We start from the raw sequence: 16408 nt of genomic DNA, 5'->3' as shown, positions 1-16408 counted from the left end.
CCGTTGGACAACCACACCTTCTCCCCGGGCGTGCAGGCCGACATCCGGGAGCGGGCCCGCCTCGGCCGCTACGCGATCCGCGGGATGGGCGCCCGCCGCGCCGTGCCCAGCTTCGACGACCTGCTCCTGCTCACCGCGAGCGCCTCCCGGTACCCGCTGGAGGGCTACCGGGAGCGCTGCGAGACCCGCACCGTGCTCGGCGCCAGGAACGCCCGGGAGCCCGTCGTCCTCGACATTCCGATCACCATCGCCGGCATGTCCTTCGGCTCGCTCTCCGCGCAGGCGAAGGAGGCACTCGGCCGCGCCGCCTCCGAGGTCGGCACCTCCACCACCACCGGTGACGGCGGCATGACCCCCGAGGAGCGCAAGAGCTCCAAGACCCTGGTGTACCAGTGCCTGCCGTCGCGGTACGGATTCAATCCGGACGACCTGCGGGCGGCGGACGCCGTCGAGATCGTCCTCGGGCAGGGTGCGAAGCCCGGCGGCGGGGGGATGCTCCTGGGCCAGAAGGTGGGCGAGCGGGTCGCCGCCATGCGTACCCTGCCCGAGGGCGTCGACCAGCGCTCGGCCAGCCGGCACCCGGACTGGACCGGCCCCGACGATCTGCGCATCAAGATCGAGGAGCTGCGCGAGGCGACCGACTGGCGGGTCCCGATCTACGTCAAGGTCGGCGCCACCCGGACCTTCCACGACGTCCGCCTGGCCGTCGCGGCCGGCGCCGACGTGGTGGTCGTCGACGGCATGCAGGGCGGCACCGGCGCCACCCAGGACGTCTTCATCGAGCACACCGGCATCCCGACGCTCGCCGCGGTCCGCCAGGCCTCCGACGCCATCGAGGGCAACCCGGACGTCAAACTGATCGTCTCCGGCGGTATCCGCTCGGGCGCCGACGTCGCCAAGGCCCTCGCCCTCGGCGCCGACGCCGTGTCGATCGGGGTCGGCGCGCTCATCGCGCTGGGCTGCAACGACACCGAGTACGACGGCCCCGGCGGCACCCGGCTCGACGCCCGCCCCGGCTACCTGTCGCTGGCGACCGCCGCCGGATCGTGCACCGCCTGCCACACCGGCGGCTGCCCGGTCGGCATCGCCACCCAGGACCCGGCGCTGACGGAGCGCCTCGACCCGGTCGAGGGCGGCCGCCGCGTCGCCAACTACCTGCGCGCGTTGACCATGGAGACCACCATGCTGGCCCGCGCCTGCGGCAAGTCCGACGTACACCATCTGGAACCGGAAGACCTCGTCGCGCTCACCGTGGAGTCCGCCGCCATGGCCCGGGTGCCGCTGGCCGGCACCGACTGGATCCCCGGCCTCCCGGAAGGTCGGTGAGGTGCGGTGTCCGCGGTCGAGGTGGCGGTGATCGGCGCCGGGCTGATGGGGGCGGCGACGGCCTGGGCGTTGGGCCGTCGCGGGGTGTCGGCGGCGCTCTTCGAGGCGCGGGAGTTCGGGCACCCGGCGGGCAGCTCGCACGGTTCGGCGCGGATCTACCGGCGGGCCTACCCGGATCCGCTGTACCTCCGGATGACCGGGCTGGCGGGGGAGCTGTGGCGGGAGCTGGAGCTGGCCTCGGGGGCACCCGTGCTGCGCACGACTGGTGGCCTGGACTTCGGGCGGCGCCGCGATCCGGCGGCGATCGCGGCGCGGCTCGCCGAGGCCGGCGTGCCGCACGAGCTGATGCCCGCGTCGGAGGCGTCACGGCGCTGGCCCGGGTTCGCGTTCGACGGGCCGGTGACGTATCACCCGGAGGCGGGTGTTGTCGACGCCGATCTGGCGGTGCGTTCGATGATGTCGGAGGCCGCGCGGGCCGGGGTGCCGGCGTCCGCGAGCACGCCGGTGCGGCGGATCGAGCCGCTGGCGGGCGCTGGTGTGCGGCTGCACCTGGCCACGGGCGGCAGCCAGGTCGCCGGGCGGGTGGTCGTGGCGGCCGGGGCCTGGATGTCCGACCTGCTCGGCGGGTTGACGCCCCTGCCGGAGCTGACCGTGACGCAGCAGCAGGCCTTCCACTTTCCCCGGCGGGACCCGACCGCGGAGTGGCCGATCTTCGTGTACAAGGGCGACGACACGGCCACCTACGGGTTGCCGGGCGGGCGGGACGGCGGGCCGGGCGGAGCGGTCAAGGTGGCCGAGCACGCGGACGGGTCGGTGACCACCGCGGACTCGCGCGACGGCGTGGTCTCGCCGGCCAGTCGCGCGCGGGTGACCGACTACGTACGGCGCCGCTTGCCGGGGCTCGTGCCGGAGCCGTTCGCGGAGACCAGCTGCCTCTACACCAAGACGGCGAACGAGGACTTCGTGCTGGATCGGGCGGGTGACGTGGTCGTGTGCTCGCCGTGTTCGGGGCACGGGGCCAAGTTCGCGCCGCTGATCGGGGAGATCGCGGCGGATCTGGCGATGGGGAAGGCGCCGTTCGACCCCAGGTTCACGCTGGCCGCGCACGGTGCGCCGGCGTCACTATCCTGATCACATGCGCGATACCGACGACGCGGATCCGGCAGCCTTCGCCGAGGGGGCGCTGGAGCAGACGATCGCGCTCCGGGTCCGCGAGTACCGGCAGGCGGCCGGACTGTCGATCGCCCAGCTCGCCGGCAAGATCGGGCTCTCCAAGGCGATGCTGTCGAAGATCGAGAACGCGCAGACCTCATGCAGCCTGACCACCCTCGGCCGGCTCGCCGGCGGCCTGGGGATCCCGGTGACCGCGCTCTTCCGGGGCGTCGACACCGAGCTGGAGGCGGTCTTCACCCCGGCCGGCAGCGGGGCCGAGATCGTCCGGCGCGGGACCCGGGTCGGGCACCACTACCTCCTGCTCGGCGGCCTGCGCGGGGTCCACAAGCGGATGGAGCCGGTGCTCGTCACGCTCACCGACTCCAGCGAGGTCTTCCCGCTCTTCCAGCACCCGGGCACCGAGTTCCTCTACATGCTGGAGGGCGTGATGGTGTACGGCTACGGCGACACCCGGTACACGATGCGGCCGGGGGACGCGCTGCAGTTCGACGGGGCGGGGCCCCACGGGCCGTCGCAGCTGGTCGAGCTGCCGATCCGGTTCCTGTCGATCACCGGCTACCGGGACCAGGACCGCGACGGCTGACCGGCCCACGCACGCGGCAGTGATTTTCGCAGTCCGATACCGCGGGAAATCGATCAGCAATATTGCGGGTCACCGGCCGAAACGAGGCTTGAGTGCACTGCTGGGCAACAGCGGTTCATGCGATGATACTCAAGGAGCCTCTACAGTGGACACTGGTAGTACCGCCTGGTTGCTCGCGAGCACCGCGCTCGTCTTGCTGATGGTCCCCGGACTCGCCCTCTTCTACGGCGGCATGGTCGGCGCCAAGCGAGTCGTCAACATGGTCATGATGACCTTCGGGGCCGTGGCCGTGGTCTGTTGCATCTGGGTCGTCTACGGCTACCAGTTCGCCTTCGGCGACTCCATCGGCGGTGGCGGCATCCTCGGCCTCGACACCGGCAACTTCGGCCTCGGTGGGCTGCTCAAGGGCGACGAGGCCGCCACCATCCCGCCGGCGCTGTTCGCCGTCTTCCAGATGCTCTTCGCCGCGCTGACCACCGCGCTGATCGCCGGCGGCGTCGCCGACCGGATGAAGTTCGGCGTCTGGCTGGCCTTCACCGCCGTCTGGGCGACCCTGGTGTACCTGCCGGTCGCACACTGGGTCTTCGCGTTCTCCAGCGACACCGTCACCGGCGGCTGGATCGCCAACAAGATCCAGGCCATTGACTACGCCGGCGGCACCGCCGTGCACATCAATGCCGGTATCGCCGCCCTCGCCGTGGTGCTCGTCCTCGGCAAGCGCACCGGCTGGCCGAACACCCCGCACAAGCCGCACAACCTGCCGCTGACCGCGCTCGGCGCCGGCCTGCTCTGGTTCGGCTGGCTCGGCTTCAACGGCGGCTCCGCGCTGTCGTCCGGCAACTCCGCCGCCGTCGTCGTGCTGAACACCGTCGCCGCCGGCGCGGCCGCCGGCCTCGCCTGGATCGCCTTTGAGCGGATCAAGGGCGGCGCCATGACCTCGCTCGGCAAGTCCTCCGGCATCGTCGCCGGTCTGGTCGCCATCACCCCGGCCTGCGGCGCGGTCAACCCACTCGGCGCGCTCGTCATCGGCGTCATCGCCGGCGCGGCCTGCGCATTCGCCGTCAACCTGAAGTACAGGTTCGGCTACGACGACTCGCTCGACGTGGTCGGCGTGCACCTCGTCGGCGGCGTCATCGGGACGCTGCTCATCGGCTTCCTCGCCACCGCCGACGCCCCGAACGGTCGCGACGGTCTCTTCTTCGGCGGCGGCCTCGGCCTCCTCGCCGACCAGGCCATCGCGGTCGTCGCCGTCCTCGCCTACTCCTTCGTCCTCACGTGGGTCATCGCGAAGCTCTTCGACGTCGTCGTCGGCCTGCGCGTCCCGGCCGAGGTCGAGCGGGAGGGCATCGACAGCGTGCACCGCGAGTCGGGCTACGACCTCCACGGCGCGGACCTGCCCGAGGTCGTCGAGGAGGAGCGCACCCCGGAGCCCGCAGCCGCCTAGCCTCACCTCAGATCGTGGTCCCGGCGCACTCCGCCCACTCCTCCCGGGTGGAGACCCATGCGCCGGGACCCGCTTCCACGTCGCGGCGGCGGCACAGAGCCTGCACGGCGTGTTGACGCGATCAGGAAAGCTCGTCCAGGAACGTACATTGCAGCCCGGACAGAACCAGCCCGCCACGGTCCTCAGTTCCAGGCGCGTGTCCTCGACCGCCAATCGGACAACGCGTACTGCCCTCTTGACCGGTTCATCACGTTTCCGCTCAGCCGCGATCCGAGCGCCGTCATTGGCGGGCGCATTCAAGCGCTCTTCGCACCGTTCGCGCGTCCGCGCAGCGAAGTGTGGTCAGGTATGAAAGCGTTGTGAGTGACATCGACCGCGTCGTCGGCGCGCTGCTGACGGCCATGGCCACCCTCGAGGACCTCGCTGAGCTCTACTCGCACGAGCACATGGCCATCAACGCACTGGAAGGGATCGCCTACCAACTCGGCCAGATGAGCGACGAGGAGCGGCGAGACTTCGATGCGGCCATCTCGCGCATCGCGGACGCACGTGACAAGGACGAGGCCGGAACCGGTGAGTGGATCCGTAACGTGTTGCGCAGCCTGGGCCTGCCGTAGCAGGTCAGCAAAGTCAGGTGCACGGATCTGCTGTTGAGCGGACGTTGAAGTCAGGCGAGAGTCCAGGCCCCCGGCCATGTCTACGCCAACGGTCCGGCGCCGATGCCGAACCTGGTCAGTAGCATGCTCGCATGCTGGATTTCAGTGACGGCAAGGCCGGGGCCGGGAACCTCGAGGTCGGTTGGCACGCGGGCTGGCCGTCGGCCAAGCACGATCCCGCACCCGAGATCCAGGTGCACGCCTACGACCCGAACACGATGATTCTGCGGCAGAACAAGTCGGTCAGCCACGAGGCCCCTTTCATGTTCCTGCTGTTCGGCAACTCGCAAGCGCTGTTGCTGGATACCGGCGCCACCGCCGACCCGTCATACTTCCCACTACGCCGGACGGTCGACGAGCTGATCGCCGCCTGGCTGGCCGACCATCCCCGCGACGGCTATGGTCTGACCGTCGGCCATACCCACGGCCACGACGACCATGTCGCGGGCGACGGACAATTCGCCGATCGACCAGACACCGTTGTGGTGGGCAGATCTGTGGCCGACGTGATCGAGTTCTACGGCCTGGACTCGTGGCCCGGCGGCGCGGCGACCCTCGACCTCGGCGGACGAGTCCTGGACGTGCTGCCTGGGCCTGGGCACCACAGATCGGCCACCGTTTTCTACGACCGGTACACCCAGTTGCTGTTGACCGGAGACTCGGTGTACCCCGGACGGCTCTACGTCGAAGACTGGCCTGCGTTCACCGCCACCATCGACCGGCTGCTGGACTTCTGCGCGACCCGATCGGTCAGCCACGTCCTCGGTTGCCACATCGAAATGACCATGACACCAGGCAAGGACTACCTCATCGGGTCGACATACCAGCCAGATGAACCGCCGCTACAACTGACTGTCGACCACCTGCGTGCGCTGCGTGACCTGCTCGCCAAGGCCGGTGGCGATCCCGGCGCTCCACCGTTCGGAAAAAGAATCGGGACCTACCCTCACGACAACTTCATCGTCTGGCGCCTTTGAGCGGTGGTGCTCGCTCATCTAGCGCGACGGCATCCTCATTTGCCGCCGATCGTGTACGCGGCTTGCTGATGTCGTGACGATGCGTGATCGCCGGTCCGGCTTGCATTTGGCCTTGGTGAATCGGGAGTGATCGAGGCGGACCGACATGCCACGATCTGTTTCGTGAGCAAGCCGGGGTGGGACAACGGTGCATGGCAGCAGATCCGGGACGATGAGCGGTTCTGGACGCCATTCGATGCCCGCTTCCGCTTTCGGGCGGGGATGGACCCTGACACCTGGCCGGCGATCAGGGAGCCAGCCGGTTCGTTGACGTTCGACCTCAGTGTCGTCTTCGGGCGTGCCGGTGGTTTCGCAGCGGACGAGGACGCGTTGAACGAACAGGTTCTCTCGGCCATGAGGGCTGTCTTTCCTGCTGACGTTCCGCTGGTCGGTCTCGACTGGCAGCACCCGTCCTACTGGTTCTGGCCTCATCGGCAAGCCGTCGAAGGAGAGCCATAGCGGATCCCGCCCTTCCCCAACGGCGACTACCACGCGTTCATCACGCAGGACCTCGAGCAGGGAACCTTTGGCCATCCCTGGGAGCAGACGATCTGTGTGTTCGGCAGCAACTTGACTGAAGTGCTTGTCCCGGCACTTGCCGTGTGGCTCCCTGTGAAGCGCAGGAACTGATTCGCCGAGTTGGCCGCTCGCTGCGCTGAGTGCCGCCGCACGCTCATGCCGCTGATAGAGCACGACTCAGTGCTCGATGCACTTCCAGCTCTTCCTGAACGTGTCCGCGACCCGGCTGATCGCTTGCCTTGGCGTAGATCAGCGTTGGAGGACATTGACATGAGGCCAACTCCACCACGTCACGCGATCGTCCCTCGGCCTGACGACGATCATGGCGTCCAGATCTGCCGCCGACCGTGCGCGGCCATTGGGGGCGGCCGCTACGCTCCTACCGAACATCCCGGCTGAGCATGTCCACGCTGCTGGCGACCCGCTCGCGCTGGCTCGCCTGTCTGAACCCCCTCGCCGACCACGTATGGCCACGAACGCATAAACACACGAATTGGCCATCGGGCGGTCGGACCCACGCTCGCCGACAGACGAAGTCCCGAAGTTGCCGACGAAGCCACGACCGCAGGGTTCGCGGATTGCCCAGGCCCGCAACTCCTCCAAAGCACCAGGGCAGAAACTGTCGGTGGTGGTCTCTATGCTGCTGTCGCTGGTTCACGACACGGGGAGACAACATGCGAACGCCACCACTGTTACCGGTGCTGCTTCTTGCCACGACGGTCGGCCTGACCACCGGATGCACCAGAGAGCCGGGCAACACAACGGCCACGAGCGCGGCGGCCGCACCGAGCGCCACCGTTGACGTGAAAGCCAACACCGAGGCGGTGTGCAATGCGGTGGTGGCCGCCTACAAGGCAGAAGAGGGCCAGCTGCTGCCGCTCGGCAGTGCGATGGCCAAGGCGTCGCTCAGCCATGACCAGCCGCAGATCGCGAAGGTCAAGGCAGATGCCGAGGTCGTGCTCAGCAGGCTGGACAAGGTGATCGACGCCGAGCTGGCCAAGGCCGCCGATCCCGCGGCGAAGGCAGCGATCAAGCACTACTCGGTGATCTACGCGGACACCTGGCGCGCCGACAGCTATGCCACCATTGACCCCATCGACCAGATGGACAAGGCCAATGCCGCGGTCAAGCCGTACTGCCCGGCCTTGAAGATGTAGATCCTGCCGGTCATCGCCGACAGGACCATTGCGGCGGCATGATCGCGTGTCCGCTCATAGCCGCGATCCGGGGCGCCAGGTTCAGACCATAAGCTGGACGGCGCGGCCGTGCTGGTGACTTACGGTCACGGCTGCGCAGACGGGTGACCTCTGGGTGGGACCGTCTTGGTCAGCGTGGCGAAGCGATGGCCATCGCCGTGGCGAGAACCCTGACGACATCATCAACCTCAGCTTGCCAGGGTGGGCCGGTGCGGCAGAGCCCGCCGGTCACCGGCCCGCGGATCGCAGGCGCCCGGCGCGGGTCTTCGCGAGGTTGCGGACCCGCTTCGTGCGGGCGACCTCGCCCAGCACCGTCAGTACCACGGCCGAGTCGGCCTCCTCGACCACCTTGCGCTGGAGCCAGTTGGAGGCGGCCGCCAACGCCTCGCGGTCCACCGACGCGCCGGACTGCAGCGCCTTGAACAGGCCCCACTCGCGCACCCGCCGCGCTACGAACCCGTCGGCACCCACCGCGTCCAGCAGCGGCTCCGCCCACGCGGCAAGGGACGCCGCCGAGCCCAGCAGTTCGGCCCGGCTATCCACCAAGGACGTCAGCACCGACTCCGCCATGAGCCGGTCGGGCTCGGCGAGCAGGGTCGCGATCAGCGCCGGGTCGTCACCGGGCCTGCTCTCCCGCACGGCGGCGCTGAGCTGGTCAAATCGGGCGTGCCCGTCGGTCGGATCATCGTTGGGGGTCATCCGGTGAGGGTACCGGCGCGCACACCGTCCGCCACCGCGCCGGGTCCGGGCGGGTCCGTCCGGCGCGCCCAGGGCGGCGAGCACGGCGCCGCAGGCGTCGGGCAACTGCCGATGAGCGCGCGGTGCGTTCAGGAGATGACGCCGGTTGGTCCATAGACAATGTTCGGATGGAGTTGCGTCCCGAACTCTGCCCGCCGGTGGTCCCACCGCAGCGCATCGCAGAGCTGTGTACCGCCGTAGAGACCATCGAAGGGCTGCTGGAGCGCGGCGAGTCGGCCGACGCGGCGATCGCCGCGTTCAACGCCGACACCGACCATGCCTACACCGCCTACGACTTCCTCACCTACTGGAAGTCTCGTGACGTCGAGGATTTCGCGCTCGAGGCCGCCCGACCCGTATGGCCGAAGGTCGAAAACGTCACCCGCGAGGAACTGATCGAGATCGTCCGCCGGATACAGGCCGCCGACGACGACACCGACTACTACGTTCTCTTGCTGCACACCAACGTCCTACACCCACGAGTCACCAGCTTGATCTTCTATCCGCCACCGGAGCTGGCCAACGCGACACCGGAGGACATCGTCGACGCAGCCTTGAGCTACCGACCCATCGCGTTGTGATACAACGCCGCAGCGCGCGCTCATGCCGCCGTTGGCGCGCCAGGACCGAGCAGCCATCGTCACGGAAGGCCACGGCTCACAGTGCACGAGCAAGCCGCCCATCGGCACGGCGCGATCACCATTCGCCTGCGATCGGGGCGAGCATTGCCTCGTAACCGCCGCGATCGGTGCCGAGCCGGCCGCCGGACAGCACCGTCTCCCTGCCGTCGATGATCTCGATCGTCGCCGACCGCTTGTGCGGGTCCATCCCGATGATGACCTGTCCCACCAGCGCTTTCTCCTCGCGTGAGCCGGGGCTGACATCAGCGAGGAGGGCAACGCTACTTCGAGCTGGGCAGACCCCTCTGGAGCCACTCCACGCCGCGGTGACCGGCGGGGCGCACGCCATGTCTGAGCCACACCCAGACATCAAGTGGGCAGCCGAATGTGAGAGCTACCCCGCCGATCACCTCGACCAAGCCTGGCCGGGCTGCCGCGCGGCGGAACTTGCTCTTCTGCCGCAGGTCTCGCGCGGCTGGGACGGCGATCGTCACGCTTCGTGGCGGCGGTTCAGCGTGTCGAGCTACGGCCGAGGTGCTCGCTCGTGCCGATAAGCGCGCACTCGGATCATGCTGCGTGAACGCCGGCCAGGCCGTCGGGTTCGATCGTAAAGTTCACAGCGACGGCCACATCCTCATCGCCAGCGGCAAGACCGAGGCCAGGAGGACACGGACACCGGTTCTACACCACTGGCGTTGCGCCAGCTTCGTTCGTCTGAGGAACCGTCGGAACGGGTTCGTGAGGGCATCCCATCGGGCGGTAGGGCGGTACGGTCCGTGTTCCGAAGGTCATGCACGATACGGACTGTGCGTATTGAGCGTTTCGAGTTCTCCGTTGATTCCGTCGAGGCCGTCCCGGACGGGTGGCGGCTGGAGGGCGAGCCGGGTTATCACCCGCGGCACCGGGCGCGGCCGGGTGAACGCTTCTGCCTGGCCTGTGAGGAGCATGGCCGGCGGCAGCGCGACGTGGAACTGATCGTCGTCGACCTCACCGAGTCGTATGCCATCGTGAGCGGCACCGGCGGTGACCTGCTCCGGCCGGACGACATCGTGTCCGGTGAGCGCTCCGTCGCGGACCTCGCCGAAACGCGGCGGACGCCGGCCGAGGCTGCCGCGCATCTGGCTGAAATCCTGGATCTGCCGCCCCTGGCCGATTCCGCCGGGAACGGCAAGGACTGGTCGGCGGTGGAGACCGAGCTCGGCGTCACACTGCCTGGCGACTACAAGGCATTCATCGACGCCTACGGCCCGGGCTCGGTCGATGACCATGTCCACGTGTGCGCCCCCGAGGCAGCCGAGGAATGGGCGGACCTGGTCCGGCAGAACTCCTACGCGCACGAGTGCGTCGGCGCGGAGTTCTTCGGGCGGGGCAACTGGCGGCGGGACTGGCATCTGGGTGACGCGTCGCATTGGAACCCGGACCGGGAAGACATTCCCTCATGGTTCGAGCTCGGCGACGACCTGATCTCCTGGGGACACACCGGGAACGGCGACTTCCTCTTCTGGCACGTCAAACCTGGCACGGCCCCCGACAACTGGCCCGTCATGCTCAAAGAGGAAGGACCGCTCTGGGAGCAGTACGGAGCCGGATTCGCCACCGCACTGGCCGACCTGCTGACCGGCGATATCCAGTCGGAGTATCTGAGCCGCTGGCTGGGCGGTCCGCACTCCTACGGCTGGCTCCGTCCATGAGAACGGGGCCCAGATGTGCGCGACTTCTGGGCCCAGGTAGGTCGGTCCCAGAGGCCCTGCGCCCATTCGCCGGTCATGAACACGGGCTGGGTCAGCACCTGGGCGCCCGCGTGCTGAACGCGCATAAGAAGCCCTAAGTCGGGTGAACCGATGCGACCTTCGTACGTGTACGCCAGCAGCAGCCCTCGGGGTTCCGCGTAATCGCAGAGCCAGTCCTCGAACCGTGAGGGCACCTGACCGACGAGTGCCCTGCCTGCCAGCGTGACTTGCGGCCCGGTGGACGCGTCGACAGCAACGGCTGCAAGCTTGGAGCCGGCGTAGTACGTCCTCACACCGAGGTCCCGGAACCAAGCATCCGGGAAGCTTCTGCCCGCAGGATCGTGATTGATCATGATTGGGGCGGTGTCGAGTGCGCGGCAAACCTGTTCATGGCCTACTCCGAAGCGCAGGGGGCCGACTGCGACGAGCGGTGTGAAGGCCCACTGCTGGCTTTCCGCGTCCGCCTTGACATCCCACACGGCCACGATGATCCCAGCCCGCTTCCTCGAGCGCTGCCAGGGCTCGGGCAGCGCCGAGGTTGGCGACTCGACCGTGTTGGGCTCGCCGGCCGACATTCCATCCTGGGTGGGTCCTGAACTCACGAACACAAGAAACGGACGTCGGCCGACGGGCCCCGAGCTCGCCTACAAACGGGTCCCGAAGTCACGGACGAAGCCATACGGCCGCTGATCGGCCGCGGCCATGGCCTTCAGAGCGGGGACGGTGACGCGGCGGGCCCCCGGTGATAGCAGGTCCGGTGCGACGCGCACATCTGCCGCCGACCGGGCGCGATCATCGACCGCCGGTCCTGACAGCGCGTGACCGGTACCAAGTGGCGCCCGGCTTCCTGTACTGGCACCCCTCTGTGTCAAGAGGCGGCAAGCAGCGGTGTTCTAGAGTGAGTTCTGGCGGGTCCGGGAAGTGGCTTGTCCGAAGTGCTGGCTGTCGGGATTGAGCCGGCCGCGCTGGATTGCAGAGTCGCTCCCGTTTGCCCTCCCGGGCCCGTCTCGTGGCGTTGCATGTCTCGGATCATTTGCTGGTAGACCACGTTGGAGAGTCGGCGTTTCAGGGCGCGCATGGCTTCCATCGGGCTCTTGCCCGCGGCGAGTTTGCGGCGGTAGTAGGCGCGGCCTTCGGTGTCGTTGCGCAACTGGACGATGGCCATGATGTGCAGGACCCGGTTGATGCGCCGGTTCCCGGCCCTCGACAGCCGGTGGCGGCGATGGTCGCCGGAGGACGCATCGAGGGGTGCGGTGCCGTTCCAGGACGCGAAGTGGTCCCGGCTGACAAAACGGCTGACGTCGCCGATATCACCGAGGAGCCGGGCGGCGCCGGACGGGCCGATGCCGTTGAGTTGTTGCAACGTGCTGCCGGTCGAGGTGACGAGCTCGGTCAGCTGCTGATTGGCGGCCTTGATCTTCTTGTCGATGACCGCGACTTCGGTGATCAGTTCCGAGGCCAGCTGCCTGCGAGTGCGTCCGACGATGTCGCGGGGCCGGACCGTGTTGAGCAGAGCCCGGGCTTGCGGCGCAGACAGAAACTGCTTCGCCCCACCCGGAACGAGTTCGAGCAGCAGATGGTGCAGCCGGCTCAGCGCCTCGGTCCGAGCCCGGCCCAGGCCGTCACGCCGGTCGACGAGCAGCTTCAACGCGACCGTGACGTCGTCGACGACAACCTGCCGCAGCCCGTCCGCGCGCAATGCGGCCACGGCGATGCAGTGCGCGTCGGCCGCGTCTGTCTTGCGGCCCTGCGCGGTGTCGAACAACCGGGCCCGGGCAGACAGCTTCGCCGGCACGTCAAGCACGGTTTCACCGTCGGCGACCAAACGTTGGGCAATGTGCCGGCCGATACCGTTGCAACCCTCGACCGCCCAGACCCGGTCTTTGTGCTGCCGGCCCAGCTTGAGCATCGCGGCGTAGCCGTCACGGTCGGTGCCGAACCGGCCTTGCGCCAGAACCTTCTCCCGAGCGTTGATGATCTCGATGGTGGCGGACCGCTTATGCGGATCCATGCCGATGATGACGTGTCCCATGCAGTGTGCTTCTTCCTCGATCCGACGATCTGACGTCGGCGTGGAGGGCAGCGCTTCTTCGAGCTGGGCACACCCCTCTGGAGCCTCTCCGCGCCGCGGTGATCGGCAGGACGCATGCCAAATGAGAGCCACACCAAAGCACAGCGGGCAGCCGATGAGAGAGCGACCCTGCCGATCACCTCGACCAAGCCTGGCCTGGCTGCGGTCGTGCCACCAGTAGATAAGAAGCCGATGAGCGTGCGTGGCCGTGTCCTATTCGACGAGACGGTTCCGTAGACGTGCACCCGGTTCCTCGCCGTAGAGCAGTTCGAGAGCCCAGGTGGTCTCAAGCGGGTCGATAGGGTCACGAAGGGCGCGCAGGACGACTGGGTGGTCGCATCCGGCGGTTGATAGCTGATCAGCCAGTTCCATCGGATCTAGATCGTCTCTGGTGGAGGTACTGGTTCGTAGAGCGGGCACCGATCGCCAGCGGGGGTCGATGGTCGCGCGGTAGGCGGCCACGACGTCGTTCATGAACGTTGCCCACTGCGGGAACGGAAATTCGCCACTGTCCGGGCTTCGGATGGTGAGCGAGCCCCAACCGTTGTTCTCGGCTTCCGTCAGTGCCCAGCCCTCGGCGCTGGACGTCCATCGGTAACCAGATCTCAACTCACGGCAATCCCAGTGATCGAGCTGATAGGCAAGGCGCTCCGGCAAGGTGGGGCCGAACCGCGGCTCGGGCAACGGCGGCCCTTCAGTGAGCAGGTCCAGCGCGACAGCAAGCATCGGCCGGGCAGCGCGGACCTCCTCGTCGGTGGTCAACGGCGTGAAGCGCGACAACAACGCGAGCAACGGACCCGGATGTCGCAGCTGTACGTCGCGCAAGGCTGCCAGCCGAGCGATGTACTCCAGCTCGAGCCATCGGAACGTCCATGGGAGAAACTGGGCGCAGTCGTCGTCGTAGCCCAGTTCGGGCAGCAGTTCATCGCCCTGACGGAGGAAGAGCGTCATCAGGTTCGGGTTCTGCAGCATCCGAACCTCCAACGACATCGCACCAGCAGTCAGGAGCACAAGCTCCGTCGCAAGTTCGGGTGGATCGTCATCGAAGTCCTCCCAGGGCCGGTCGAGATAGCCGTCCCAGAATCCGTAGTCCAGCACGATCCGCCGGATCAGATCACGCCCCGCGGAGATCACCACAGAGCGATCTTCGCCGTACCAGGGACGGGTGTCGAGTGACCAGCGCCGCCATCCGGATCTGTAGCCGCGATGAGGCTCGGCGCAATCCCGGTGCTTGTTGCTGAGGGTCCTCGACACGAGGCTTGCGTTCACTCCCAGAGGTCGTCTCCGTCGTTGCCTGACGGGTCTGTCTGGAGGAGTGACTCGTGCAGACCGGATATCGTCCGGCCAGTCAGGGCCCGTCGCCATCGGTTTCCATCAGGGACCATCCCGGACCTTGGGTGCGACCTTCCAGTCAATCCCGGCGTCAAGCATTCCGACCATGGCGACCATAGCGTCATATGCGCCAGCTCGAGCCACCAGCAACACGTCGTGCGGGTTCGCCCCGTTTGCCAGCAACCGCCGGGCAGGCTCCATCTGCTGGAGGGAGTCGGGTTCCATCCATGGGCCGATGACATCTCGCCAGAGTCGACGCAAGATCAGGAACCGGGCCATCTGAGCGAGGTTCTCACTGAGCTCCGACCTGGCCCAGTCCTGAGGCTCGTGCGCTCCTCGCTGTTCAAACAACTCCGCCAGGGCCATTGCGCGATCGCGCTGATCTGCCGGAAGAGCATCCAGCCACTCATCCCACGTGGGCCACGAGTTCACCGAACGATCTTCCCAGCACGAGTATCAGCCGACAACGCCTGCGACGGTCCATGCGCGCTCGCGCGGCGATCGAACCGAAGACCGTCACGCTCCGTGGTGGCCGCAGTTCGGCTGTCGGCACACGCTCGTGCCGAGAACAGGTCTCTGCTGCCGCAGGCCGCCAGACGTTCGATCGAACGCGACGTAGATCCATTGGGACACGGCACCGTTCCGGCGTCCCGCCACGCGTCTCGGAGTTCGGGCGGGATTTCAGAACTCGGTGCGATGATCAACGGTGTGACATCCGATCGTGGTGAGCCGTCCGTAGTCCGCATGTCGATCAGCGGACATGGTGAAGCGGACTTCTCGCTTGCCGTCGAACCCGAGGGCATGACGTACTACTTCCCGCCGGAACAGGCGCTGATCCTGCTGTTTCGTGGGTCGGACGCGATGGATTTCGAGGTGGTCCACGGACCCGATGCATTGACGATCTGGCGCCCGGGCAACACGGAGGTTTGGGCCGGACCGGTTGGCGGCCCGCTGGAGCAGATCGGCGGACGCCGCGACAACCCGTTCCCGGTACCGGACGGATCCGACCCAGCTACCTGGTAACTCGCGCCGGACGGCGGCGAGGCCAGTTCCGTCGCCATCTGGATTTGCCGCGATGAGACTCGCAACCCAGCGTGACGGCTGGTGAGTCGTGGCACCCGCAAGAAGCCGATGAGCGGATGCAGTCCCGCCTGAACGAGCCTTTCACGTGATCGCGAGCAGGACCGCCTGGTTGTTCGCTGCGGCGGCCCGGTAGAACTCCTGCAGCGAGGCGAAGTTCGGTGCGAGGAACGAATCGAAGGCGTCGGCGCCGTCGGCCCAGACGTTCGGGTAGATGTCGGCGGCCACCATCGCGGACACGTCGAAACGGCCGCGCAGCGTCTCAACATCCAGTGCGTCGAGCGCGGCGGCGACCATGAGGACGGTCTTCGGGCTAAGGATCCGAGCCGGGCCGTACCCCGTGTCCTCACCGATCTCCGCACCGCCGAGCACGGCTGCGCCAGCCCCCTTACCCACCTCCCAGGCCGTGCCTGTGAGCAGGAAATGGATGCCATGCCAAGACTTGTCCAGATCCAGCTCAGGATCAGGCAGTTCCGCGTCGGCATCGTCGAGGTCGCCGTAGAGCAGCGCGTCTACCGTCGCCGGGTCGTCACGCACCGCTCGCAGCTCATCGTCCGACAACCGCCGCCCAATCAACTCCATACCCACGAAGAACTCCGCTCCATCTCGCTGCGTTCCACTGTCGCGGCGATCGTCCTGCCCACCTGTCGATGATCGGGCAAGCTGTTCCGCAACGCACGCACATGCCGCCGGCCGCGCGCTGCTCGTGGAATTGTGGTCACGCTCGGCTCTGTTCCTCTGCACCCTGCTTCTTCTGAACTGCCCGGCGAAGGGCTGCGGTTCAGGCCGGATCGGGCCAGATCCCGGGACCGGCGGTCGGGTCGCTGAAGATCGTTCCGTTCGGCGCGGGCCCGCGGCGGGCCCGCGCGACGGCCAGTTGGTTGGCGATCATGCGCGGACCAAGGTCATGCGTGATGCGCTGGA

General features: G+C 67.8%; 17 protein-coding genes and 1 pseudogene. 11 read left to right on the top strand and 7 right to left on the bottom strand.

The annotated features are described in order from the left end of the window. Nucleotides 1–3: 3 nt before the first annotated feature. The 8 genes and pseudogenes from ABZS66_RS18685 to ABZS66_RS18650 all read left to right on the top strand — a co-directional run bounded on the left by ABZS66_RS18685 (nucleotide 4) and on the right by ABZS66_RS18650 (nucleotide 7874). Nucleotides 4–1326 (top strand): FMN-binding glutamate synthase family protein, encoded by a 1323-nt coding sequence (locus ABZS66_RS18685; protein WP_238011648.1) that lies wholly within the window; start codon nucleotides 4–6, stop codon nucleotides 1324–1326. Between the two features lie 6 nt (nucleotides 1327–1332). Next, complete coding sequence (locus ABZS66_RS18680; protein ID WP_354759129.1) at nucleotides 1333–2457, top strand: FAD-dependent oxidoreductase; 1125 nt, start codon at nucleotides 1333–1335, stop codon at nucleotides 2455–2457. Between the two features lie 4 nt (nucleotides 2458–2461). Continuing rightward, nucleotides 2462–3082 (top strand): XRE family transcriptional regulator, encoded by a 621-nt coding sequence (locus ABZS66_RS18675; RefSeq protein ID WP_238011646.1) that lies wholly within the window; start codon nucleotides 2462–2464, stop codon nucleotides 3080–3082. A gap of 145 nt (nucleotides 3083–3227) precedes the next feature. After that, a complete protein-coding gene (locus ABZS66_RS18670) occupies nucleotides 3228–4526 on the top strand; it encodes an ammonium transporter (RefSeq protein WP_354759127.1) in 1299 nt (432 codons plus the stop codon). A gap of 359 nt (nucleotides 4527–4885) precedes the next feature. Then, nucleotides 4886–5143 (top strand): hypothetical protein, encoded by a 258-nt coding sequence (locus tag ABZS66_RS18665; RefSeq protein ID WP_354759125.1) that lies wholly within the window; start codon nucleotides 4886–4888, stop codon nucleotides 5141–5143. Between the two features lie 131 nt (nucleotides 5144–5274). After that, nucleotides 5275–6159 (top strand): MBL fold metallo-hydrolase, encoded by an 885-nt coding sequence (locus ABZS66_RS18660; protein WP_354759123.1) that lies wholly within the window; start codon nucleotides 5275–5277, stop codon nucleotides 6157–6159. 126 nt (nucleotides 6160–6285) lie between these two features. Next, nucleotides 6286–6828 (top strand): annotated as a pseudogene (locus ABZS66_RS18655) (DUF2716 domain-containing protein). A 563-nt stretch (nucleotides 6829–7391) separates the two neighbouring features. After that, nucleotides 7392–7874 carry a hypothetical protein gene (locus ABZS66_RS18650; RefSeq protein WP_354759121.1) on the top strand — a complete coding sequence of 161 codons (483 nt, stop codon included), beginning with the start codon at nucleotides 7392–7394 and terminating at the stop codon, nucleotides 7872–7874. A gap of 267 nt (nucleotides 7875–8141) precedes the next feature. Here ABZS66_RS18650 and ABZS66_RS18645 read toward each other — a convergent pair whose 3' ends face one another. Further along, nucleotides 8142–8612 (bottom strand): hypothetical protein, encoded by a 471-nt coding sequence (locus ABZS66_RS18645; RefSeq protein WP_354759119.1) that lies wholly within the window; start codon nucleotides 8610–8612, stop codon nucleotides 8142–8144. 167 nt (nucleotides 8613–8779) lie between these two features. On the opposite strand from ABZS66_RS18645, the gene ABZS66_RS18640 reads away from it, so the two are divergent. Further along, entirely contained in the window at nucleotides 8780–9232 is a 453-nt protein-coding gene (locus ABZS66_RS18640; protein ID WP_354759117.1) for a bacteriocin immunity protein, read from the top strand. Between the two features lie 115 nt (nucleotides 9233–9347). On the opposite strand, the gene ABZS66_RS18635 is transcribed toward ABZS66_RS18640, so the two are convergent. Then, nucleotides 9348–9500, bottom strand: a complete 153-nt coding sequence (locus ABZS66_RS18635; RefSeq protein WP_354759116.1) for a hypothetical protein — start codon at nucleotides 9498–9500, stop codon at nucleotides 9348–9350. Nucleotides 9501–10236: 736 nt separating this feature from the next. Between ABZS66_RS18635 and ABZS66_RS18630 the strand changes: the two genes are divergently transcribed. Continuing rightward, the gene (locus ABZS66_RS18630) at nucleotides 10237–10962 is read left to right on the top strand and encodes an SMI1/KNR4 family protein (RefSeq protein WP_354759114.1); all 726 of its coding nucleotides are present in this window, start codon (nucleotides 10237–10239) and stop codon (nucleotides 10960–10962) included. On the opposite strand, the gene ABZS66_RS18625 is transcribed toward ABZS66_RS18630, so the two are convergent. The 4 genes from ABZS66_RS18625 to ABZS66_RS18610 all read right to left on the bottom strand — a co-directional run bounded on the left by ABZS66_RS18625 (nucleotide 10941) and on the right by ABZS66_RS18610 (nucleotide 14836). Next, nucleotides 10941–11576, bottom strand: coding sequence for a hypothetical protein (locus ABZS66_RS18625; protein WP_354759112.1), 636 nt, complete (start codon nucleotides 11574–11576; stop codon nucleotides 10941–10943). The two genes, ABZS66_RS18630 and ABZS66_RS18625, sit on opposite strands and share 22 nt — an antisense overlap. Nucleotides 11577–11869: 293 nt before the next feature. Then, entirely contained in the window at nucleotides 11870–13033 is a 1164-nt protein-coding gene (locus tag ABZS66_RS18620; protein ID WP_354759110.1) for an IS110 family transposase, read from the bottom strand. 252 nt (nucleotides 13034–13285) lie between these two features. Beyond that, nucleotides 13286–14209, bottom strand: coding sequence for a hypothetical protein (locus ABZS66_RS18615; protein WP_354759108.1), 924 nt, complete (start codon nucleotides 14207–14209; stop codon nucleotides 13286–13288). Nucleotides 14210–14446: 237 nt separating this feature from the next. Then, the gene (locus ABZS66_RS18610) at nucleotides 14447–14836 is read right to left on the bottom strand and encodes a hypothetical protein (protein WP_354759107.1); all 390 of its coding nucleotides are present in this window, start codon (nucleotides 14834–14836) and stop codon (nucleotides 14447–14449) included. A gap of 264 nt (nucleotides 14837–15100) precedes the next feature. Here ABZS66_RS18610 and ABZS66_RS18605 point away from each other — a divergent pair, with 264 nt between their 5' ends. After that, complete coding sequence (locus ABZS66_RS18605; RefSeq protein ID WP_354759106.1) at nucleotides 15101–15427, top strand: hypothetical protein; 327 nt, start codon at nucleotides 15101–15103, stop codon at nucleotides 15425–15427. 141 nt (nucleotides 15428–15568) lie between these two features. Here the strand turns inward: ABZS66_RS18605 and ABZS66_RS18600 are convergent, their stop codons facing one another. Further along, a complete protein-coding gene (locus ABZS66_RS18600; protein ID WP_354759239.1) occupies nucleotides 15569–16066 on the bottom strand; it encodes a YfbM family protein in 498 nt (165 codons plus the stop codon). Nucleotides 16067–16408 lie beyond the last annotated feature (342 nt).

The organism is Dactylosporangium sp. NPDC005572, from assembly GCF_040605515.1.
GTDB lineage: Bacteria > Actinomycetota > Actinomycetes > Mycobacteriales > Micromonosporaceae > Dactylosporangium.
The sequence above is the reverse complement of the archived record's forward strand: the minus strand, read 5'-3'. Positions and strand labels throughout refer to the sequence as shown.

Coding starts and splice junctions, on each gene's coding strand:
- ABZS66_RS18660 (WP_354759123.1), top strand. CDS start 5,275: ATGCTGGATTTCAGTGACGGCAAGGCCGGGGCCGGGAACCTCGAGGTC.
- ABZS66_RS18640 (WP_354759117.1), top strand. CDS start 8,780: ATGGAGTTGCGTCCCGAACTCTGCCCGCCGGTGGTCCCACCGCAGCGC.
- ABZS66_RS18625 (WP_354759112.1), bottom strand. CDS start 11,576: ATGTCGGCCGGCGAGCCCAACACGGTCGAGTCGCCAACCTCGGCGCTG.
- ABZS66_RS18620 (WP_354759110.1), bottom strand. CDS start 13,033: ATGGGACACGTCATCATCGGCATGGATCCGCATAAGCGGTCCGCCACC.
- ABZS66_RS18675 (WP_238011646.1), top strand. CDS start 2,462: ATGCGCGATACCGACGACGCGGATCCGGCAGCCTTCGCCGAGGGGGCG.
- ABZS66_RS18645 (WP_354759119.1), bottom strand. CDS start 8,612: ATGACCCCCAACGATGATCCGACCGACGGGCACGCCCGATTTGACCAG.
- ABZS66_RS18650 (WP_354759121.1), top strand. CDS start 7,392: ATGCGAACGCCACCACTGTTACCGGTGCTGCTTCTTGCCACGACGGTC.
- ABZS66_RS18605 (WP_354759106.1), top strand. CDS start 15,101: ATGATCAACGGTGTGACATCCGATCGTGGTGAGCCGTCCGTAGTCCGC.
- ABZS66_RS18600 (WP_354759239.1), bottom strand. CDS start 16,066: ATGGAGTTGATTGGGCGGCGGTTGTCGGACGATGAGCTGCGAGCGGTG.